A 21,863-nucleotide genomic window follows, 5' to 3' on the forward strand; every position below is an offset into this window, starting at 1 on the left:
GCTTTTAAAATTTTACTTAATCCAACATAATAAACGCTGCCCAAGAAGCAGGATCTTGGTATTGCTCTCTGCATTTGTTTCTGGCTAGAATAAATGCTTCCCTTTTGCTGGCTCCTTGCATCAGATAGGAATAGAAGTTGGTCATCAGGTATTGGGTAGCATCGTCTTTAACGTTCCATAGGCTCATGATGATGGTCTGAGCCCCGGCTTGCTTAAATCCCCTCTGCAACCCGAAGACCCCTTCACTGGATACATCTCCCAGACCCGTTTCACAGGCTGATAAAACAACAAGATCCGTTTCCCTTAAATCTATATGACTTATCTCCTTGGCTGTTAATATGCCGTCTTCAATGGTATCCGGAATAGTATCTCCTTCCCATGCCCTGTTTCCCCCTGCAAGCATTAATCCGGAACGAAGCATTGGATCGACATACCTTACATTTTCACTCTGATTTGCTAATCGCATTTGCAGAAATTGGTTCCTTCGGCTTTCCTCCACCGGAAGAAAAAATCCATGTGTGGCGATATGGATAATTCCTGTTTTCTTACCCGACAAGGCTTTGAATGATTCCTCACTGCCGACCTCACCGATAAAGTCAGCAACCTGGTATCGATTCCCTTTTAAGATCTTGCTGATTTCATTGGCTTCTGTCAGCGTCCCGGGTAAAAACTGCCAGCCTTTTCTCAGGGTACTATCCTGCTTTATTCCCCGCAAGGCATAAGAAGTATCTTTCTCTTGGTACTTTTCACTCTCTGCCATCATCTGCTCAATTTCAAGGTCGTACTTGACACCCCCATATAGTGCTACGGCCTTTGATTTTTCTCTATTTTGAGGAAGTGCAAGTTCTTTGGTTGAGGAAAGCCTGAACATCTGATAACGGTCTCCAAGATTGGACGATTCATCAAAAGCCAGGTTTTCTAGCGCCAACTGATGGAGGATTCCGGCTGCAGAGAAATATACCCGTTCCCCGGGTGAAATAAATTCTTCCAAAGGGCTCCAGAGTAACCTCTTCATCTCTTTGCCCACATAGCCATTGGAATAAATCTGGTTTTTATCTTGTTTAATAAATTCCTCAATCTGATCTTTTCTGAACAGCGAAATAAATTTTGGATTGGTCCAACCTTTTCGCAGGACGAGGGCTGCATATTTCACCGTATCGGTTAGTGTGGGATATTCTAAAAATTCAATAGCCACATCCTTGTCTCTAAGATTGGCCTGAACGTCGCTCCAATTTATTTTTAGGTTACTCGTATAATCACCGTATTCTTTGGATAGTTTGATCAATTCGGTCTCCAGTCGCTGGGCAACAGTTTCAAGGGAATCACCATTCAGGTATCTTTCGGCAATAGGTTTTTCCTTAACCTTTTGAATTTGAAGTTTAAGCAGCTTTAATTCTTCAAAATTTGCAACCGCCTCCGGAGTTCCCTTCTCTGCAATCAGCTGGTTAAAATCAATGGAAGTATTTAACAGCAATCCTTTTATAAACAAAGAAATATCATAAGCATATCCTACATTGTCTGTTTGTTCTGTATTAGCCTTTTCAACAAACAAAGGAATTGCCTGAAAGTATATTGTATTATCCTCCCAATATTTTTCTCTTTGATGTTCAGTCATTAAACCAAAATATTCGACCACTCTATCTTGGCTTAAATTTAAACCTTGGATAAAATGACTTAATGCACTATCATATTTTTCAGTAGAAAACTCTACAAAAGCAAGATTAGAAAAGCTAACTATATAATCCGGATGATTTTTGCCCAAAACCTCTTTTTGTACTTCAGCTACCTGCTGGTAAATCGCTAATGCTTTTTGGTAATCTCTTAAGTTGAAATAATAATGGGCCAGATTACCCAAGCTCGTTAGATAATCAGGATGAGTTTCGCCTAAAACCTCTTCTTCTAAATCAACAACCTGTTGGTGAATTTCTAAAGCTGCCTTATAATCGCCTAAGTCAAAATAAGAAAAAGCAAGATTATTCAAGCTCATTAGATAAGACGGATGATTTCCTCCCAGAACTCTTTTCCGTAGATCAGCCACCTCTTGGTTAATCGCTAATGCTTTTTGGTATTCTCCTAAATCAGAATAAGATAAAGCAAGATTGCTTAAAGTCGTTAGATAATCAAGATGTTTTTCTCCCAAAACAATTTTCATTAGCTCAGTAACCTGCTGATTAATGTCCAAAGCTTTCTGGTAATCTCCTAAATAAGAATAAGTAGAAGCCAAATTACCCAAGCTCGCAAGATAATCCGGATGGGTTTCGCCTAAAATATCTTCTCTTAAGTCTACTACCTGTTGGTAAATAGGTAAAGCCATTAAGTGGTCGCCTAGCCCAGAATAGGTAGACGCGAGATTACTTAAAGTCGTTAGATAATCAAGATGTTTTTCTCCCAAAACATTTTTCATTAGCTCAGTAAGCTGTTGGTTAATGGCTAATGCTTTTTGATAATCACCTAAATCAGAATAAGTACCAGCAAGGTTATTCAAGCTCCTTAGATAATCTGGATGGTTTTCTCCCAAAACTCCTTTCCGTAGTTCAGCCACCTCTTGGTTAATCGCTAATGCTTTTTGGTAATCTCCTAAATCAGAATAAATAGAAGCCAGATTATTCATACTCGTAAGATAATCCGGGTAGGTTTCGCCCAATATTTCTTTTTGTAAATCAGCCACCTCTTGGTTAATGACTAATGCTTTTTGGTAATCTCCTAAGTTGGAATAAAAATGGGCCAGATTATTCAAGCTCGTTAGATAATCCGGATGAGTTTCCCCCAATACCTCTTTTCGTAGATCAGCCACCTCTTGGTTTAAGACTAAAGCTTTTTGGTAATCTCCTAAATCAGAATAAGTACCAGCAAGGTTATTCAAGCTCGTTAGATAATCAGGATGGTTTTCTCCCAATACCTCTTTCCGTAGATCAGCCACCTCTTGGTTAATGGCTAATGCTTTTTGGTAATCTCCTAAATCAGAATAAGTAGTAGCTAGATTACTCAAGCTCATAAGATAATCCGGATGATTTTCGCTCAATATCTCTTCTCTTAAGTCAACTACCTGTTGGTTAATCGATAATGCTTTTTGGTATTCTCCTAAATCAGAATAATTAGCAGCAATGTTACTTATGCTAGATAGGTAAGAAGGATGATTTTCCCCTAATGTCTCTTTGCGTAGATCAGCCACCTGTTGGTTAATCGCTAATGCTTTTTGATAATCACCTAAATCAGAATAAATACCAGCAAGGTTATTCAAGCTCATTAAATAATCCGGATGGTTTTTACTTAAAACTTCTTCCCTTAGATCAGCCACCTCTTGATTAATGGCTAATGCCGACTTGAAATCGCCTAAGCTAGAATAAGAAAAAGCCAGATTGCTTAAAGTCGTTAGATAATCCGGATGAGTTTCCCCCAATACCTCTTTCCGTAGATCAGCCACCTCTTGGTTTAAGACTAAAGCTTTTTGGTAATCTCCTAAATCAGAATAAGTACCAGCAAGGTTATTCAAGCTCGTTAGATAATCAGGATGGTTTTCTCCCAATACCTCTTTCCGTAGATCAGCCACCTCTTGGTTAATGGCTAATGCCTTTTTGTAATTGCCTAACTCGGAGTAAAAAAAAGCCAAATGACTCAAACTAGTTAGATAATCAGGATGTTTGTTGCCCAAAACCTCTTTTCGTAGATCAACCAACTCTTGGTTAATCGCAAATGCTGACTTGTAATCGCCTATGCTAGAATAAGTAGAAGCAAGATTATCCAAGCTGGTAATGTAATCCGGATGCTTTTCGCCCAAAACTTCCTTTCTTAATTCAATAACCTGTCGGTTTATAGTCAAAGCCGATTGATAATCACCCAAACTAGAATACAAAAAAGCCAGATTATTCAAGCTGGTAAGGTAATCTGGATGATTTTCTCCCAGAACCTCTTTCCGTAGTGCAACAACCTGTTGATTCATTGTCAAAGCTGATTGGAAATCACCTAAGTTAGAATATGTATAAGCTAGATTATTCAAACTGGTCAAGTAATCTGGATGATTTTCGCCCAATATTTCTTCTATAAAGTCAACTACCTGTTGGTTAATGGCTAATGCCATATTATAATCACCTAAACCAGAATAAATAGAAGCCAGATTACTCAAGCTGACAAGGTAATCCGGATGGTTTTCCCCCAAAACCTCTTTCCGTAATGCAACAACCTGTTGGTTTATTGTCAAAGCCGATTGGTAATCGCCTAATTCAGAATAAGTAGAAGCCAGAATACTCAAGCTGGTCAGGTGATCAGGATGCTTTTCTCCCAAAGCCACTTTAAGTAATGTAACAACCTGTTTATCAATTGCTAATGCAGAATGGAAATCACCCACGCTAGAATACGAAAAAGAAAGATTACGCAGGCTTGTCAGGTATTCTGGATGATTTTCGCCCAAAACCTCCTTTCGTAATGCAACAACCTGTTGATCAATACCTAAAGAAGAGTGGAAATCACCTAACTTAAAATGGGTAGAAGCCAGATTATTTAGGCTAGTAATGTAATCAGAATGCTTCTCGCCCTGAACCTTTTTTCGTAATTCAGCAACCTGTTGATTAGTCTCTAAAGCATTTTTGAAATCGCCAATTTCGAAAAATATTGATGCCAGATTAGCCAACATCATTAGATAATCAGGATTCCTTTCACCAAAAACGTCCTTTCCTAAATCGACAACCTTTCGAAGAACATCTAACGCTGACTTGTAATTGCCTAAGTAAGAATATGTATCGGCCAGATCATTCAAACTGACTAGGTAATCCGGATGATTTTCTCCCAAAATCTTTTTTCCTAACTCAACAACTCTTAACTGAATCTCTAAAGCTAATTGGTAATCACCTAAATCAGAATAACTTGCAGTCAGATTAGTCAAGCTGGTTAGATAATCCGGATGATTCTCACCAAAAATCTCTTTTCCTAATGCAACAACCTGTTGGTTTATTGCCAAAGCCATTTTGTGGTCGCCTAATCCGGAATAAGTAATAGCCAGATTATTCAAGCTTATAAGGTAATCAGGATTCTTTTCTCCCAAGACCTCTTTCTGTAATGCAACGACCTGTTGGTAAATGGCAAGCGCCGAGTCGTAATCCCCTAAGTCATAATAATCAGAAGCTAGATTACTCAAACTGGATAGATAGTCCGCATGGGTTTCTCCCAAGACCTCTTTCCGTAATTCAACAACCCTTTGATTAATTTTTAGAGCTGATTTGTAATCGTCTATGTAATAATATCCTCTGGCTAAAAGTACCAACACCGCAGAGTAAAATCCATCGCCCCTATTCAGTTTTTCCTCCTCAAAAACATCCTTTATTACTAAAAGATAGGAAACCATTTTCTCGTTATTTCCAATTTCGCCATTAATTTTACTGACAACAAATAGCATCTCCATCTCCTCCTTGCTTTTTGAAACATCATTTTTAGCAAAATAGGAATCTGTTAGTTGATTTAGCCTATCAACATTCAATGCCTCATTTTTTGTTTCCAGGTAACAAACATTAAGATAACCATTTATTACAAGTGACGTTAGATCATCAAATCTTTTATCATCAGCATATTTTTCAAAAACAGGAATTGCTTGCTCATAATCTCCACTAGAAAAAAAATTAATTGCCTCTGAGATATCATTTTCAATTTCAACATCCTGAGAATATCCAACAGAATAACTTACAATTGTAAAAATTAAAATGAGGAAGCACTTAATCCTACTAACAAAAAAAAATGGCTTCATTTTATTTAGGTAATTTTCATATAGCTTTAAATTGATCCAGTAATAAAATCGGGATTGTGTAGACAATCCCGATTTTCCAAGTGATTAATTTGTTAGCATAAGGTAATTGTTTAAGATTGGGCCCCTGTTTACAATCATTACGTTGTATCTACCTGTCCATTTTGGCACCCAGCTGACGTAACACTTGTCAGTATAATCTTCGTCCTGGGTTATTAGATTTCCGCTTGAATCATACACATACAAATCCAAGTCTGTGTCTCCATCTCCACCTACTCCTATTTCTGCCAATTCTCCTTCAATAAAATTGATTTCATAAGTATCAGTCCCGTTCCCAGCCACATAAGAATAATTCTCCCCCGGGCCTCCTACCCTTCCTCGGGTTGCTTGGCTTTCTTTTTCGATCTCAGCAATTGCGGAAAGTAAATCTGCATCTCCGTCGGCATATTTTCTGGCAGCAACGAGAATACCTTCCAAATCTAAAACCTCGGCTTTTTGCTTTTTGGCCTGATTATCAATTTTCGGTTCCTGTTTGTAGGATTCAAATTTTAGTTCCTGCGTGTTTACGCTACTCATAATTTTGGCTGCCTCAATCAAGGCCGTAGCCGAATAGGTTTTGTAACCATACTTAGCCAACTGATTGGCCAACTGAAGGTTTTCCAATTCCTCTGATGGCTTTTCAGTACTCGGTGTTTTGGTATCCTGTGCATTTGCCACAAGAAATAAACCCATTGCGATTAGAAGTAAGAATGTGTGTTTCATAGTAACCTGAATTTAATTTTTAAAATTTAACTTATTGTAATTAGTCTTTTATCTAAACCTTTTAGACTTTTCGGTTTTACTGATTTTTATTTTTGTTCATTTTAAGTCCAATTTATTCCAAATTTCTTCTGCTTCTTTCTCTCTTTTCGCATGGAAATACGCTATCGCCAGGATTCTTAAAGCTTCTCTGGTTTTCTGCTTTTCCGATGGCAATTCTTTTATAGTCCCGATAGCTGCTTCAGAATTTTCCATCAAATCATACACGCAGGCTAGGTTAATAAATGATTTTGTATATCCAGGATCTAATCGGATGGCTTCTTGAAAGTTAAACTTTGCCACCTTGAGTAAATCCAATATTTGCTCTTGCTTACTATAGTTTATTCCTCGTTCAATCTCCTTTTTGAGTCTGCTTGCATTATCAGATTCAAGAGGATACAAAAAACGATCCGGGTATTCCTTTTCTAAATATTCTGGGTCTTTTAGATCAAGAGCCATCAAAGCTCTCGCTACTCCCATATTATTGAAATTTTCTCGAAAGGGGATATAGCTATTTGCTTCTTCGAAAGCTTCTATAGCTCGTTTATAGTCTTTTTCCTTTAAAAACTTTAATCCAGCTTGGAATATGTCGTAAAGCTCTTTTGCCTTCGTTTCAGCCGTAAGCGCAATGGATATTCGTTGTTGTTTTGTAGGATATCCAGGAAGACTGTCAGGATAATAATACTCTGAATAAATTTTATCTAATACGGTGGATTGGACATCAAAAGGACTATACCCCGCTGCTGCAGCATAAAAAAAGCCTTTTTGATCTGCTTCCGTTTCCTTGCTGATTTTCTCTTGTTTACTTACACTTTTCAAAACATCAGACAACGATTTGCTCTGATCCTTCAAGGCATAAGCATAGTCGGAACAAAATGTATGATCACTGTAGTAATGTGCCAACTCATGACTGAGTACCACGGCAATGGCATTTAAACTATCCTTTCCAAACGTTTTGAAAATCGCCACTAATGACCCATCCACTTTTATAATTGGTTTGGGATCAGGTTCATACTTAGCAGGTAAAGCCTGCTTTCCGGTTCCATGAATGACCAGGAGTTTTGGGGGCGATTTTGCGTTTCCATACGCTAATACCAACTGATCAAAAACAGATTGAATTTGCTTTTCAGGATTGGCTTGGCCATACGAAAGAAAGGATATGACCCAACAAAGCAGGACAAGAACTATTTTGAATATGTAAGTTTGATTAGTCCGCATTGAAAATGATTTTATCCAATGCTTTTAAAACATTAGGATCGGTTGCTTCCATGAATGGCTGTGGATCTTCTGAAATAGTCAATTTGAAAAACCTGTTGTTCTTTTTCAGGTAATAGTTACTATCATAGTAAATTATCTGATTTTCGTTTGAGGCAGAAGTAACAAATAGAGTAAGTACTTTACCATCAAATACATATTGATTTTCTTTAATATGTATTTGGCTTAGTTCTGTTTGTAAAGCATCGATTCTGTCGGATAATTCTGCGGCCACAAGCTCAGCTTCCGGATTTTGGATTTCAGTGACTTTTTCTAACTGGTTTGAATAAGTTGAAATCGCCTTTTGTATCGATAAAACGCTTTCTTTTTGATCATTCACTACTATAGTAACCTTTTCTTCAACCTCACCATAACCTAATCCGGATTTTAAAACCGTATAGGAATTGGATGTGATGGAAACTTCAGCCAATGGTACTGTCTCAATTAGAGGTAGATTAGTCGGATTTTGATCAATTGGTTCTTTTTCAGATGAGCTGGCCACGGTATTTTCAGGAATTACTTCCTTCCTGGTAAAAAGAAAAATCCCAATTCCGGTTGCAACAATAAAACATGCAGCAACGGCATATTTTAAAATGGAATGGAAGAGTGGCATCCTAGAAGAAGCCGCAGCAGGCATTTCTATTGGATCAATAGGCATCCCCCCTTCTTCTGAGGAATCATCCAACTTTTGAAATCTTTCCTTTAAGGATTCTCTTTCAATCGAGGTAATCGCATATTTTATTTCATGATCTGACAGTTCTTCTCCTCCATTTTTTTCAAATGCCATGAGCTTTTTTTTAAGACTCTCTCGCTCAATCGGAGTTATTGCAGCAATAATATTCGTTTCAAATTCCTGATCATCCAGATCACGTTTTTTCAAATTGTATATGGATTGGATTTCTTCTATTTCTTGCTCAAAATCAGACGCATCAACTTTCAAAGCTATTGATTTTGAATCTGTATTTTTTTCAAATTCCTCCTGGATAATAACCACCTTTTCCCTTAGGTCAGCAGGGATTGACTCAATTAGTTCATTTTTAACACGTGAATCATCAGACAGGATATATTGCCTCAGTAATTCGATATTTTTTCTTGTGATAACACTCACTTTTTCAGTCGTTTAAACATTTTTGCTTTCAGTTTCTTCTGACACTTATATTTTTGAGTCTTAGCGTTATCAGCATTGGTGTACCCCATAGCCACTGCTATCTTATCCATGGATTGATTTTGATAAAAGAACCTAACCAAAATATCGTAGCACTTACTTGAACTCTCCTTCATTTCCATCAGTATTCCTTTTAAAGCCGTTACTCGCTCGTTACCGACCATATTACTATCATCAAACCAGTCAGTAAGGTTTTCCAAATAATTTTTATTTCCCTCATCATTACTATGAGTGTATTTTTTTGAATGCGCAAGCCTTACTAATACCTGATTCCTGCAGATGGAATTTAAATAGGTCTGTATGGAGCAGGTCAAAGTAAATCCAGGTTTGATGGCCTTCTCATACAAAACTATTACTGCATCCTGGTATATGTCCTTAATCTCATCCCTGTCATCGAACATTGATGTCATGAAATTGAGGCAATATTCCCTATGCTTTTCATAGACCATCGTTAAAGCTTCACTACTTTCTTTCAACATTTCAATCAATTCGCTGTCAGAATAAGCACTTAAACTTCGATTTTGGATTTCTTTCATTGATTTATAATTAAACATGAGCCAGGTAACCACTAAGCTATCAAAAAAATGAAAACTTTTTCAATCGGAGGTTAAATAGGTTGAATTGAGAGCTGTTTGATTCACTTTCGCAAACTCTCAAAATTCACAAGCAGGGATTTTTACTTTAACTCTGAAATCTTATCCCCTACTCCCGGTGACTCTTCACACTGAATCCACTCTTAAAAATATCTTTTTCCCTCTTTTTGAAATAGGGAAATGTCCCTTCTCCTCCCCGATTTTCGAGATTTGTAATTTTGAACGAACAGTCATAGGATTTCCAATTCGGCTAAATTTTCCATCGCGCCATTGATGACTTCAATTTTCAACCATACCCCTACGCCATCCCCCGGATTCACTGCCAAATTTAAACTCCAGCTTTAAAAAACTGAGCTATTGCAATACTTGCCTTCAGCGATTTCCCTAGAGCTTAGTACCCATATTAAAGAATCAATTAATTCTTATTGTCTTGCCCTGAAAAATAGGTTTACAGCTAACAAAGTACAAAGATGTTAAAAAAGAAGAAAACAACAATAAAAGCATTTAAAAAAATGGGGATACGTTACGACGAATCCATCAAATTGAAGATACTTAATGAGATTCAATCGTATCTGTCCAATAAACCCCATCTTCCAGAAATTCTTAATAGTGGTTAAACTAGCGCTTTGAAAAGACAGAGCGAACAAGAAATGAAAAAGATGTACTTGAAGTTGAGAATATACAAACCAGCATTGCTTCGGGAAAGCTACTATTGGATCGGAAAAGCATGCTAAAAGTTCAAAATAAGCAGCATGGTTTGATTCTGTAGCCGTTTTTCTTGCAATTATTGCTTCACTGGGGATTGCATTATGAAAGGGACCTCAAAATGAGGGCTTAAAAAGGAGAAGTGAAAATTAAAAGTATCAAAGACAGAATCATGATACTTTATTTAAAACGGATACCTTGGGTATTAATGGACTAAGTAAACAAAAGTAACATTTAAAAGCTTTTTGATTTTTAGTATATAAGTTAATTGTAGAAGCTCCCATTTACCCTGACAGCGGAGCAACTTTGGCCCCCATTTCCCCAACCCCTTTCACGCCGACTTCACCCTTTTGGTAATTTTATTCAGCAGGTCCAGCTTATTATTACTTCCAGCCTTTTTGAAAATATTCTGTATGTGCTTGTTGACGGTCCTTTCGGAGATATTCAGCGTATCGCCGATTTCTTTGTAGATGTAGCCATCCCTGACCAATTGGCAGATCTCCGTTTCCCTTTTGGTAAGTCCCAAATTCTTACACCGGATGGCGAAAATTTCCTCCTCATTTTTAGTTTGGATCAGGTCCAGTGTTTCCAGATCCTTGCGGTTTTCCTCAATCATGTTCCGGAAAAAAAGAAAGGTGATGATCAGGAATCCGCCGTTGGTAAAGAGCACCTCTGTAAGTTGGGTTACCTGCAAGTAGGCCAATAAGGGCATCAGGGCCCAGGGGGCTACGGCAATGTAGGATAAAATGGCATCGAAAGAGGCTTTTCTGTTTTTGTATCGCTGCCGAATGCCCCAAAGGATGTTGTAAACCATGTAAAACGCATAGACAAACGGAATAATCATTCCCACATAGATGACCGTCATCAAATCCAACCCAAGTGGATAGAGTATGCAGAAGAAAATGATAAAGGGCAAAATCAGGAAGATCAGCACGCCATATTTGGCATGAAATTCCAGATGGGTGATGTTGTAGGCCTGGTAAAAATAATAGGGAAAATAGGCCCCCATGGAAAAACCGGCCCCATAGGCCAGGATGTATTGAAACACAACCGACATGGGAAGGTTTTCGTCGGGAAAGAGACCTCCGGCAATATTGTAAATGATCAGTAAGAATAGCAGGATCAGGTAATATTTTCTCTTTTTCTCTTTGGGCTTTTGCAGGTAAAAGACCAGTTGGTGGGAAAACATTAACGTCTCCAGAATTACAAACAGAAGGGTTACAATATGTATTTCAGTATTGAGAACGGTCATGGCGTTCAGGCAGTTTTAAGAAAATAGAACGGGAACCCAAACCGCTCTGAAACGGTATAAATCTCCATGCCGTGTTTTTGGTACCAGGGTAAGTTTCGCTGGGTAGAGGTTTCGAGGTAGACCGGCCGGTTGAGCGTCCTGGAGTAATCCAATACATGCTTCAGAACGGCCGTCCCAAAGCCATTCCCCTGCCGCTCCGGATTTACGCCAATAAACCAGAGGTAGGTAAACGGTTCGCTGGGATAATGCTTTTTGATAAAGGACTCCCTGGCCAAAGCTTTGGGAATGTTTCCCAGGCCGATGGTTTTAAGTATCAACTGTATATCCAGATAGGTGCTTTTCCAGGAGAACTTTTTCCGATCCTGAAACTGGATCATGGCGCAAGCTTCGCCATCATCCGAAATAAATACCTCGCCGGTATCCATGCAGTTGTCAAACGAATACTCCATCAAATAGCGGATCTTTTTCTCTTGCTTCCCGGCAATGTAGTTGACACTCTTGTTTTTTTTGAATGCTTCCAGCAGTATGGTTACCACTTTCTCCCGATCATTTTGGGTTGCTCTTCTCATAATTTTAATTTTTAAATCCGAGTTGCGAGGATTTCCCTCCCCTCCTCCCACCACAAACCATGTGGAAAAAGGAGGGGCAAGTTCGTTTTTGGCAGAAAAAAACCGGGAGGTTTTTTGTCGGACAAAGACACAACTTGCAAGGACCGCGCACAGCGGGTTTTAGGGTTAATTCAAAGTGCGTTTTTGGACGTTCTTTCATCCTACAGGGATGTAAATAAGAACGGGTTTACTATAGTAGATTAAATGAATAATCCTATTTTTACCAACTAATATAAATTTATATCTAAATAAAAGCAAATATATTTATGTCTCGTCCTAAAAATTCTTTACAGTTTGAGCAGTTAATCCTAAATGTAATTTATTTTTCTTTAGTAGTCCTAAATACTATTTACAAGTTTTAATTTACTAATTCTCTAAATGTGTTTTCTTTAATCCTGAGTCTTCTTTACTGAATGCTGTTTGCCTTTCCTTCCAGTAGTTTTTCCATTTCCTAGGGATAATTCCCTTGGTGATATGAGCGGCCTCTGGGGTCAGCATATCTATACTCAGATGGGGCCTTTTGGTATTGTAAGCCTCAATGATTCCGGCCAACCTAGAAGCTGTTTCCTTTTTGCTTCCCGGAGCCAGTTTATTCAGCCACTCACTTTTCAAAATCCCATTAACCCGTTCTGCCACTGGGTTTTCCAAAGGGTCACCGTTTTCTGTCATGCTTATAGTTATTTGCCGGGACTTGAGCCTGGCTACATATTTATCGCAGCAGTATTGTACACCCCGGTCAGAGTGGTGTATCAAGTCAATGGCCTTATCGTCAGGAAGCTGAGACAATGCCATATCCAGGGCACTGACCGCTCCACTGGCCGCCAGTTTATTGGACAGGTTCCAACCGACTATTTTACGGGAATAGGCATCGGTAACCAGTGAAAGGTATAAATAGCCATCCGTGGTGGGTATATAAGTAATGTCGCTGACCCAGAGTTGATGGGGGCCGGTCAGTACTTTATCCCGGATCAGGTTGGGATACATACGGTAACGGTGTCTTGAAAAAGTGGTATAAACCCTGGTTTTGGACCTGCGGACGAGTAGATTATTCTCCTTTAACAGGTCAAAAAAAGCATCCCTGCCCATTTGTATTTCTTCTCTTTCCATCAGCACTTTTATCAGACTTAGCAACTTCCTGCCCCCGATTCCGGGAAGGGTTTTACGCTCATTACGAACCATTTGAAGCACAATTTCTGTCTGTGCCTGATTTTTATATCGGTATTTCTGCAATTGATAGTAAGCTTGTCTGCTATAGCCAAACAATCCACAAAGCTTATGGGTACTAAGCTCTGGATGTTCCTCTCTCATTTCTTGGACTGCTTGGCTCCAGACTTTTTTCTGATAGAAATTTTCAGATCACGTTCTGCAATTTCAATAATCTTGTTTGCTGCCAGGGTATTCAGGCGCTCCCTCTCCAGGGCCTCTTCCAATACTTTTATACGGCGGGCCATCCCCTCAGGAGTATCAGGTATTGGTGATTTGGGCTTTTCTGAAGATTTGTCCATAACAGGGGTTTTGAATTCTGTTTCAAATTTACGGACCCATTGGTGAACCGATGCAGGAACCGCTAAATTAAATTTAACGGCGGTGGTTTTCATGCTGTCATCAGAGCTCAGATAATGCCGAACAACCTCTCTTTTAAAATCGTCCGAATAGTGCTTTAAAATTTTCATGGTTTTCTTGTTTTAAAACCACTCAAATCTGTAAACCTATTTCAGGACAAGACAACTATGTTTATTTGAATATTGATATATCCGTATAAAATGCTAATCAAATAACTATATATCCACATATAGAACTAATTGCTTTGAAAATCGAACAAATGCCACCCTTTTTTAAGCCCCCCTCTACGTTAAGCCAGGACCCGGCCAGGAAACGTTGCTGTTAAAAGAAAAAGCAGCCGTTTAGGAAAGCGGGTAAATTTTCTTCAGAATTTACCAGGCTGTGTCATCTTTTTGGACCATGATTTTCCCTACTCATCCAGTACTCATTTAGGTCCTTAAACGAACCAATGATCCCGGAACAATCCTGGCTTTGGGGAAGGGATTGCGTCAATTCCGCTGCTGCTGCCCTTCCCGCCTGATCCCTGTCCAGAAATAGATTTACCTGCCCGTATTTCTGTATTTCAGGCATGGCCGATTTTAAACTGGCCAGGGAGTTAAGCACCATAAAATCCATTCGGTATAGCTCCGCCTTCCTCATTTCCACATAGCTCATCAGATCGAATATGCCTTCAAACAGGCAAAGTTCAGCAGCATTGTTCCGGTAATGCGAAACCCCCTGAGCGGTGCAGCCCTTCCAGTATTTGTTCCGTATGGACCAGCCATTTTCATTTGCGTTGCCCAGCCCAAAATACCTTTTGTCTCCGATGCTGTAGTATACCTCCCGGCAGAAATTGCTTGCCGCCTCCAATGATACGCCCCTGGAGTGCAGGTAATCTGTAATGGCACGATTGTTTCCAAGAGGCTTGGTTTTAATGATGGTAATCCCAGGTAGTTCCTTTTCGGAAGGCTTCGCATTGGAAAGAATTGGCGGGTGAAGAAAAAAAGAGGATCCGCTTATGGTGGCGATTTCCTGGATGGCCTCCGAAATGGTAAAATTTGGGTTCATTTTCAAAACCAGGTCAACCAGCGTTCCACCTGCATTGCCATCGCCGAAATCCACCCAGAGATTCTTGATGGGGTGGACTTTAAATGAAGGCGTCTTTTCCTCCCGGTAAGGAGACAAGTAAAAACAGTAGCCTGCTTTTACTTTGCTTGGTTTTATTCCCAGTTGATCCAGATAAGTTACTATGGATATCTTATTGGCTTCTTTGGCATTCATGGTCTTAAAGTTTAATTTTTTTAAAAAACCACCTACTACACCTACTACTTTACTACATTTTGTTGTTAATTATTTGGTATTCTGTTATTTATAACTGTTGAAAATCAAAAAGCATCTTACTACAAAAATCCTTTTTGTAGTAGGTTGTAGTAACTTGATATATTTTATCCTACTACACTTTATTTAATTGATTATCAATTGTTTAAATGTTATTTGTAGTAAGTAGTAGGTTGATTATGTTTAATGTAATACCCTTTTTCGGGGAAGGTTTGGGCTTCGCTTCTCCGCACCTGGGTCTGAATGTGGCCGAGCAGTTTCAGGGCCTTGCCGATCTCCACCGGGCTGATCCTGAGATTGCCGGAAACGTTTGACAACAGGTGGTGGCAGATCTCTGTAGCGGTCATGAATTTGTCATGGTCCTCTTTGGTGCCCGGGGAAAAGAACTTCTGTACCAGCTCCACTTCGGGCGAAATAGTCTTGTACTGATTGTTCATCAGTTCATTTGCTTGGATTTCAGCAGCCGTCATTTCGTATTGGAAATCCGACTGATACAACTGATAGGCCTGTGCCCATACCCTGTCGATATCAATTTCTTTCTTGTAGTCCCAGTTGATTTCCCTTACCGTAAAGCAGAGCCAGCGTACACTGCCTGTCACATCCGTCAGGAACTCGGCCTTATTGGTGGATCCCCAGATGGATGCCCTTCTAGGTTCCATTTTGGGTTTTTTGTCATAGGGGTGCCTGACTTTGACATAAGATTTACTCATCAAGGTTTTCTGTGCATTGATTTCCGTTCTGGAAAGCGTAGAAAGCTCATCCTGGATCACCCCGAAATTCTGACTTAAGGCGATCAGGCTGTCCTTGTCCACCGAGATGTTTTCTGCGTGGTAGGCCATCAATTGATCCGGGATCAGGAAGCGGGTCAAGGTGGTCTTACCACTGTTCTGCTGCTCCTGCACAAAGATCAGGGCCTGCTTGTTGAAGAAGTCATTCCGTAGGCAACAGGCCACACAGCGGACCAGCCATTTTTTGAACTGCTGCTCAAAGCGCTGCTGACCAAATACCTGGACATAGCCGCTGAATTTTTGGATATAGTCTCCATGGAGGGTGTCATCCCATTTGTTCCGGACCTGTCTAAAATACTCCACAAAAGGGTTGGTTTTGGGAATAAAGTCCGAACAAAGGAAGGTGTTGATTTCACCTACCGACGTGCGGTACCCGGCCTGCCGACATTCAATGTAAAGAGTATTGGGATTAACAGGACTGTAGCTGTTCCCTTCTTTTTCTCTGGCAAAGACTTCGTTTAGTACCAGGTTATTCTTAAAGTCGTATTTTGACATCAGGAATTTAATCATCCTGATAGTTGGGCTGGAAGACTTCTCATCTATCTTCCTGATAGGGTTTTCTTCGTCCATTTTTCTGTAGGTTTGGGTTGGTAAATCCACACAGAAATGGTATATTTGACTCGTTCAAAGAGGGATACCATTTCCTACATGAAATTATAGCGAGCGGATCGGGCATGATCCGCTTTTATTTTTTCCGGCCGTTTTTCTGGTGACCGGCATTGAGTATATCCGATTTTTTGAAATATACCCTGGTGTTGATCACCTGCTCTTTGAGGAAACCTTCCCTGCGCCAGTTATTGATGGTGGTACGAGAGCGGCCCAGCAGCCTCATGGCTTCGGGGATCTGTATCAGTTCGTCTTCCTGTACCGGTGGCTGCAGTTCGGGAATTATCCTGGAGGCCACTTCTTCGGCAATCTCCTGAATGAGTTGCCTTTTGTCGATGGGGGAAAAGATCATGTCGTTCATATTCGGTTATCGTTTGGTTTGTTGGCCGAATATGGTCAGAACTAAGCAGGGGTAGTTAGCAGGGGTAGTACCCCAACTTTTCAAAAACCGTCATAGCTGGCGATTATAGCTGATTTTTAAATGAAATAATTCTGGGGTAGGTTTGGATCGGGGAATATTTGTTGGGAGTGTTGCTATTTTTAGGTATGAAAAAAAGGAAAATAAGGAAGCATTATTGGTTTGAAAACCTCATAGTAAAAAAAGTACCTGATGGTCAAAAAAACACGCCCAAGCGGAAATAGGTTTAGAAAAACCATTAAAGTTGAATGAAAATTTATTTGGGGTTAAATAACTAGCTTAAAGTGAGTCTTCTACAGTAAATCAGTTGATTATCCGTGATTTTTCCTGAGCATTTCTTTTGCATACTCAATCCAATTTAATATTTTAGGAATCAAATAGTAATCCTCACTAAATATTCTTCTACATCCGGCCAAGGCTTTTTCAAATAAACTAAGGCCTTGTACTAAGTTATCAACTCCTTTGCGATCTACTAATATTGAGCCCAAGTTATACTGCCTTATAATGGTAGTAGGATGTAATTCACCAAAATTTAAAACATCGGAGGCTAATGCTTTTTTTAAATGGAATGTTGCCTCTTCAAGATTCCTTTCTCCGCCAAGATCTCCGAGCATTAGAGCTAAGTTGGAACGCTTCGTAGCCGTTGAGGGAGCAGTCTCTCCAAAGTTAGAAACATCTGAGGCGAGAGCCTTTTGCAGGTGATTTTTCGCTTCCAAAAGGTTCTTTTTTCCTCCTAAGTCTCCAAGTACAAGGGCTAAATTGGATTGACTTATGGCAGTTACCGGGGCAGTCTCCCCAAAGTTAGAAATATCTGAGGCGAGAGCCTTTTGCAGGTGATTTTTAGCTTCCAAAAGGTTCTTTTTTCCACCTAAGTCCTTTAATAAAAGGCCAAGATCGTTACGCCGAATTGCTGTTATAGGGGCTATATCTCCAAAATTGCAAATAGCCAATTCAAGTGCTTTTTCTAGGTGTGGCCTCGCTTCCAAAAGATAACTCACTTCTCCAAATCCTCTAAGAACCATTCCTAAACTGGTAAGTCTTTTAGCCGCTGCATGTGAATCCTCTCCAAAATTAGAAATATCTGAAGATAGTGCCTTTTCCAGAAGATACTTCGCCTTTAAAAGGTTCTTTTTTCCACTCAGGTCATGAAGTATATGTGCCAGACTGCAACGCATTATTGCAATTGATGGGGCATTTTCCCCAACTCTAAAAATTTTTAGGGTCAATGCTTTTTCCAAATGAGTTTTTGCTACCAATAGGTTTTTTCTACCGCCAAGATCTTTAAGAATACTTGCTAAGTTGGAACGAAGTTTCGCTATTAAATCTGCATCCTCCCCAGAATTTAAAATAGCCGAAGCCAATGCCTTCTCCAATTGTAACTTCGCCTCCAAAAGGTGCTTTTTGCCCCCTAGTGCTTGAAGGACATAGGCCAAGTTTGAACGTTTTTCTGCGGTTGCCAATGAATTCACTCCATTTTTAGAGATGGCCCAATCAAGGGCTTGTTCCAAAAGGCTCTTTGCTTCTATAAGATTTCTTTCTCCGCCAAGATCTCTTAATACTAAGGCCAGGTTTGAACGGTTACTTACAACGTAACTACTTTTCTCCCCAAAGTTTGAAATATTGAAATCAAGTGCCATTTCCAGGTAAGATTTCGCTTCCAAAAGGTTTTCTTTGCCACCTTTACGATTTAGTAAAATAGCGAAAGTTTTAAAAAATAAGGCAAAATTTCTATCAGGTATTTTTTTAAATATTTTAGTAATTTGCCTTCCAAATGGGATCCATTCAAAGTTACGGTGAACACTATCCTGATCCTTTTCTAAAGATAATAAAACTATCAAATTGCCTAAATAATCTCTTGAAGTCTCCAATAAAGCCTCCCTATTTTTATGCAGCACTAGTTTCTGAATAACAGGACCTAACCTAAGGGAGTCGTATTCTCCCCCGATCCACCCTTTCTGATATAGACTGTCCAATGATTCATGAAATTCTACTAAATTTCTGGGCTTAAAAATTTTTACTAGGAACTGTTGATTGTATGTACCAATTGGAAGAAAAGCCAGATTTATCAAATAGAAACGCTCAAACATTCCTAGATTTGAAAAATCATACAATACTTCTAAAATATCGTTTGGCGATGCCACTCCTTTGTTAATGTAAAATGCATAATCAGTCTCAACCCGTGTATTGACTTTTCTTTCCAAAAAAATACCTTTATCCTCAAAACTTTGGAGAAAGCTTTTAAGGTCTCTTCCCCTTGCAGATGCCTTTCTCAGGTTTTTGGAGAAAACTTCGATCAACAAGGTATGGTAATCGATAGCAATTAGAAGTTTATTCAGAAGCTCATCAAATTCAAAATGTTCTTCTTTATAGTATTTCAAAAATAATGTCTTGGAATCACTGTGGTTTAAATGTTTAAGAAGGATTTCATTCTTCGGATTGGGCAGCACTTCCCTGCAACGACTAGTTATAAGTACATTACCATTAAACCCCGAAAATAACTTTAGAAATTTCGTGATATCTCCGTCTTCGTTGGCATTGTCCAACAGTAGTAGCACATCATCTCCGAATTCATTTAATTTCCTCCGGATCTGCAGAATTTTTTCCTCTTCAGGCAAACCATGAAGTTCCAAACCAAGGCCGTCATCCAACATTGCATTAATAATTCCCCCTTCACAAAAAAGGTAAACAAAATTCCCATAAGTATATTTATTTTCGTGCCAATAATTGGCTGCTAAGGTAGTTTTCCCAATACCACCTTCCCCACTAACCAAAACAATTATACCTTTATTGCTGAGTTTTTTACTTATTTTTTCCATTTCTTTTTCTCTACCTATTACGAAGGAGGGGGAATGGGGGGCCTTTAAACTATGTTGTTGAGGTGGCTTCCCGACTAGAAGCCTTTTTTGATCAAATAAATCAAATAGGTATTGTTGAAAATGAAATAAAAATTCTGCGTAATGCTCAAAAGAACTGTGGAATTGTTCCATTCCTGGAGTTAAAAGCTGATTGATAAAATCCGCTTTACTTTCCCTTTCACGATCCTGAGGTATTTTAGCGGGAGCTATAGTTTTCTCATATACATATATAATGGGCTTTCCTTTATTCTTAAAATTTTGAAACGCTTGGTCAAATTCCTCCCTAGTGTATTTGCCCATTTTAGTCCAGAACAGAACAACGACGATTTCGGCATCCTTCAGGATTTTATTATAGTCATCCTGTTTTCTCCCATCGTTCAGCTCCGCTCCCATATCCTCCCAGATTTCCAGGCGTAGCTGAACATTCCTTTTTTGAAGGCGCTTGTTCTGCCTACCTATAAAAATCTCAAACTTCTCCCGCTCAGGTTGAAGCTCATAAGAGGAAGCTAAGAAGATGGGGTAGGTTTTAATGGGCATTTTAGGTGATTTAAAAGTTGATAAATATATATGGTAAGTCTATTTTTACCTGATCGTCAGGCAAAAATATGTATTGTATCCCTGAGTTCAATGGAAAAAAATGGGGGAAATATAAAATAAGTCCTCGCCCTGCCTTACGATAATAATCTCTTCACCAATTAATAAAAAACCTGTAGATATTTTCCCTTATCATTATTCATGTATTTTGACCAATTGGTGTTCCCTTTGGAGATCAGGTATTTCCTTGTCCACCCGGAGACATAGTAGATACTTGCCCTGATAGGGATCACTTTTTGTCTGAAACAAAAATTTCTTGTGTTTAAGGGACTAACAAACCGTACGGTACTCTAGCCAAATATCCTGAACTCTACAAAGTAAGTTCAAGAAGTTCGGAAATTATGGCAATATCCGGGCCCAGATCTGGCAAGGCAACAAGCGATCTAGGGTACCTAACCCCATTAAAAGATTAAGATGAGGAAATCAAGCTCCTCGTGATTATTTGGCTGACCTTACAATACTTGAAATAGGGTTTGTTGGTAAATTTTCATTTATTATATCATTTGATCTGGTCTTCCAATCCTTGCGAAATTAGACCTCCTTGTTCAAATAAGCAAATTTCACCTGAATGCTGGCTAGTTCATTGCCCATTTTTAATTTAATTGTTGATGAAATTAAACATTTTGAGACAATTAAATAAATTTATCTTCTTCATTACTTCGGTCAAGAACCTTTATCCCAAAAATCGGTGGTTTTGGGATGTATTCTGGTTCAGAAATCATTTCGGAAATTCCCTTAAAAGGCAATATCCAGCTAATTATCATAATTCAAACATTCGCAAACATTAAAAGTAATGGATTTGTATCAAATCTTTAGTGGCCACTGCCATATTTTTATTAAAATTCGAAGTTCGATTAGTAGTAACCAACATTTCAATTTCACCGGCTATTTTGGCTAAATTCGCCTGATTAAAAATAGCCTTTACATTTCTAAGCTGATCGATCCTCTTTGGGGAAAGTTTTTCTCCATATCTGATTTCGCTTACTCTTTTGGTGATATCCTTTTTGATGTTATCCGGAGAAGCGGTCAGTATTTCACCCAATACCCGGTAAATGCCTTCTTTGGACAAGCAGCAATTGTGAGTAAGACACAGTTTATTGATTAGTTCATTCAAGGTCCCTGGTTCGCCCAATAAAAAATCGAGGGCAAGCAATTTCTCCGTTTTATACAGTTTTTTTTCTAATGCTTCTATCCAGGCATAATCTCTTTTTGAAAGCATATTTTCATAAAATCGGAGTGTAGCCTCCATGTCAAGAAAATCCAGGGTTTCAAATTCACGGAAATTGGCCAATTTTTCCGTAGGGTCGACGTACTTAAGTAAAATGCATGTCTCCCGAATATTTTTAAGGGTATTACCATTAGGTTGTAGATAATCCCCGCCGTTATACCGGACATAATTAGAGCAATAAGTACTTTTAATGATGCCTCAATTGTAAAAACAGAAAGTGCCAGGACCATGCTAAACAAGGCAAATAGGATGGGGTAAACGAGAGACAGATAGATAAACTAATTTCTGAAGACTTGTTCAAGATGTCGATTTTCCCCATCTCATATTGTCTTGAAAAGATTGAGTCTTCCTTCTGTTGGTTTGATCGCGAATGGCCCGGTTTCCTTGA

At 39.0% G+C, this 21,863-nt stretch carries 14 protein-coding genes; all 14 read right to left on the minus strand.

What is annotated here, in order from left to right; translation table 11 throughout:
• Positions 1-16 precede the first annotated feature (16 nt).
• The 14 genes from GJS45_RS15020 to GJS45_RS15085 all read right to left on the minus strand — a co-directional run bounded on the left by GJS45_RS15020 (position 17) and on the right by GJS45_RS15085 (position 21,538).
• Entirely contained in the window at positions 17-5,734 is a 5,718-nt protein-coding gene (locus GJS45_RS15020) for a tetratricopeptide repeat protein (protein ID WP_162342688.1), read from the minus strand.
• A gap of 84 nt (positions 5,735-5,818) precedes the next feature.
• On the minus strand, positions 5,819-6,493 hold the full coding sequence (locus tag GJS45_RS15025; RefSeq protein WP_162342689.1) for a hypothetical protein: 675 nt from the start codon (positions 6,491-6,493) through the stop codon (positions 5,819-5,821).
• 96 nt (positions 6,494-6,589) lie between these two features.
• Complete coding sequence (locus tag GJS45_RS15030; protein WP_162342690.1) at positions 6,590-7,747, minus strand: hypothetical protein; 1,158 nt, start codon at positions 7,745-7,747, stop codon at positions 6,590-6,592.
• The gene (locus GJS45_RS15035; RefSeq protein WP_162342691.1) at positions 7,737-8,891 is read right to left on the minus strand and encodes a hypothetical protein; all 1,155 of its coding nucleotides are present in this window, start codon (positions 8,889-8,891) and stop codon (positions 7,737-7,739) included. The genes GJS45_RS15030 and GJS45_RS15035 overlap by 11 nt, the downstream gene beginning before the upstream one ends.
• Entirely contained in the window at positions 8,888-9,484 is a 597-nt protein-coding gene (locus GJS45_RS15040) for an RNA polymerase sigma factor (protein WP_162342692.1), read from the minus strand. Before GJS45_RS15040 ends, GJS45_RS15035 begins: the two co-directional genes overlap by 4 nt.
• A gap of 1,093 nt (positions 9,485-10,577) precedes the next feature.
• A complete protein-coding gene (locus tag GJS45_RS15045) occupies positions 10,578-11,498 on the minus strand; it encodes a helix-turn-helix transcriptional regulator (protein ID WP_162342693.1) in 921 nt (306 codons plus the stop codon).
• A gap of 5 nt (positions 11,499-11,503) precedes the next feature.
• Positions 11,504-12,067, minus strand: coding sequence for a GNAT family N-acetyltransferase (locus GJS45_RS15050; RefSeq protein ID WP_162342694.1), 564 nt, complete (start codon positions 12,065-12,067; stop codon positions 11,504-11,506).
• A 405-nt stretch (positions 12,068-12,472) separates the two neighbouring features.
• A complete protein-coding gene (locus GJS45_RS15055) occupies positions 12,473-13,414 on the minus strand; it encodes an IS3 family transposase (RefSeq protein ID WP_162342695.1) in 942 nt (313 codons plus the stop codon).
• Positions 13,411-13,779 (minus strand): transposase, encoded by a 369-nt coding sequence (locus GJS45_RS15060; RefSeq protein ID WP_162342696.1) that lies wholly within the window; start codon positions 13,777-13,779, stop codon positions 13,411-13,413. Before GJS45_RS15060 ends, GJS45_RS15055 begins: the two co-directional genes overlap by 4 nt.
• A gap of 274 nt (positions 13,780-14,053) precedes the next feature.
• Entirely contained in the window at positions 14,054-14,929 is an 876-nt protein-coding gene (locus tag GJS45_RS15065; protein ID WP_162342697.1) for a toprim domain-containing protein, read from the minus strand.
• Between the two features lie 209 nt (positions 14,930-15,138).
• A complete protein-coding gene (locus GJS45_RS15070; protein WP_235954783.1) occupies positions 15,139-16,344 on the minus strand; it encodes a virulence-associated E family protein in 1,206 nt (401 codons plus the stop codon).
• Between the two features lie 115 nt (positions 16,345-16,459).
• Positions 16,460-16,741 (minus strand): helix-turn-helix domain-containing protein, encoded by a 282-nt coding sequence (locus tag GJS45_RS15075; RefSeq protein ID WP_162342699.1) that lies wholly within the window; start codon positions 16,739-16,741, stop codon positions 16,460-16,462.
• A 368-nt stretch (positions 16,742-17,109) separates the two neighbouring features.
• Positions 17,110-20,190: a tetratricopeptide repeat protein gene (locus GJS45_RS15080; RefSeq protein ID WP_162342700.1), complete on the minus strand. Its 3,081-nt coding sequence runs from the start codon at positions 20,188-20,190 to the stop codon at positions 17,110-17,112.
• An 841-nt stretch (positions 20,191-21,031) separates the two neighbouring features.
• A complete protein-coding gene (locus GJS45_RS15085; RefSeq protein ID WP_162342701.1) occupies positions 21,032-21,538 on the minus strand; it encodes a hypothetical protein in 507 nt (168 codons plus the stop codon).
• Positions 21,539-21,863: the final 325 nt, after the last annotated feature.

Source organism: Cyclobacterium salsum (assembly GCF_010119245.1).
In the GTDB taxonomy this organism is placed as follows: Bacteria; Bacteroidota; Bacteroidia; order Cytophagales; family Cyclobacteriaceae; genus Cyclobacterium; species Cyclobacterium salsum.

What these genes read in the sequence shown, in the direction of transcription:
- GJS45_RS15020 (WP_162342688.1), bottom strand. Translation starts at nt 5,734, where the DNA reads ATGAAGCCATTTTTTTTTGTTAGTAGGATTAAGTGCTTCCTCATTTTA.
- GJS45_RS15025 (WP_162342689.1), bottom strand. Translation starts at nt 6,493, where the DNA reads ATGAAACACACATTCTTACTTCTAATCGCAATGGGTTTATTTCTTGTG.
- GJS45_RS15030 (WP_162342690.1), bottom strand. Translation starts at nt 7,747, where the DNA reads ATGCGGACTAATCAAACTTACATATTCAAAATAGTTCTTGTCCTGCTT.
- GJS45_RS15040 (WP_162342692.1), bottom strand. Translation starts at nt 9,484, where the DNA reads ATGAAAGAAATCCAAAATCGAAGTTTAAGTGCTTATTCTGACAGCGAA.
- GJS45_RS15045 (WP_162342693.1), bottom strand. Translation starts at nt 11,498, where the DNA reads ATGACCGTTCTCAATACTGAAATACATATTGTAACCCTTCTGTTTGTA.
- GJS45_RS15050 (WP_162342694.1), bottom strand. Translation starts at nt 12,067, where the DNA reads ATGAGAAGAGCAACCCAAAATGATCGGGAGAAAGTGGTAACCATACTG.
- GJS45_RS15055 (WP_162342695.1), bottom strand. Translation starts at nt 13,414, where the DNA reads ATGAGAGAGGAACATCCAGAGCTTAGTACCCATAAGCTTTGTGGATTG.
- GJS45_RS15060 (WP_162342696.1), bottom strand. Translation starts at nt 13,779, where the DNA reads ATGAAAATTTTAAAGCACTATTCGGACGATTTTAAAAGAGAGGTTGTT.
- GJS45_RS15065 (WP_162342697.1), bottom strand. Translation starts at nt 14,929, where the DNA reads ATGAATGCCAAAGAAGCCAATAAGATATCCATAGTAACTTATCTGGAT.
- GJS45_RS15070 (WP_235954783.1), bottom strand. Translation starts at nt 16,344, where the DNA reads ATGGACGAAGAAAACCCTATCAGGAAGATAGATGAGAAGTCTTCCAGC.
- GJS45_RS15075 (WP_162342699.1), bottom strand. Translation starts at nt 16,741, where the DNA reads ATGAACGACATGATCTTTTCCCCCATCGACAAAAGGCAACTCATTCAG.
- GJS45_RS15080 (WP_162342700.1), bottom strand. Translation starts at nt 20,190, where the DNA reads ATGCCCATTAAAACCTACCCCATCTTCTTAGCTTCCTCTTATGAGCTT.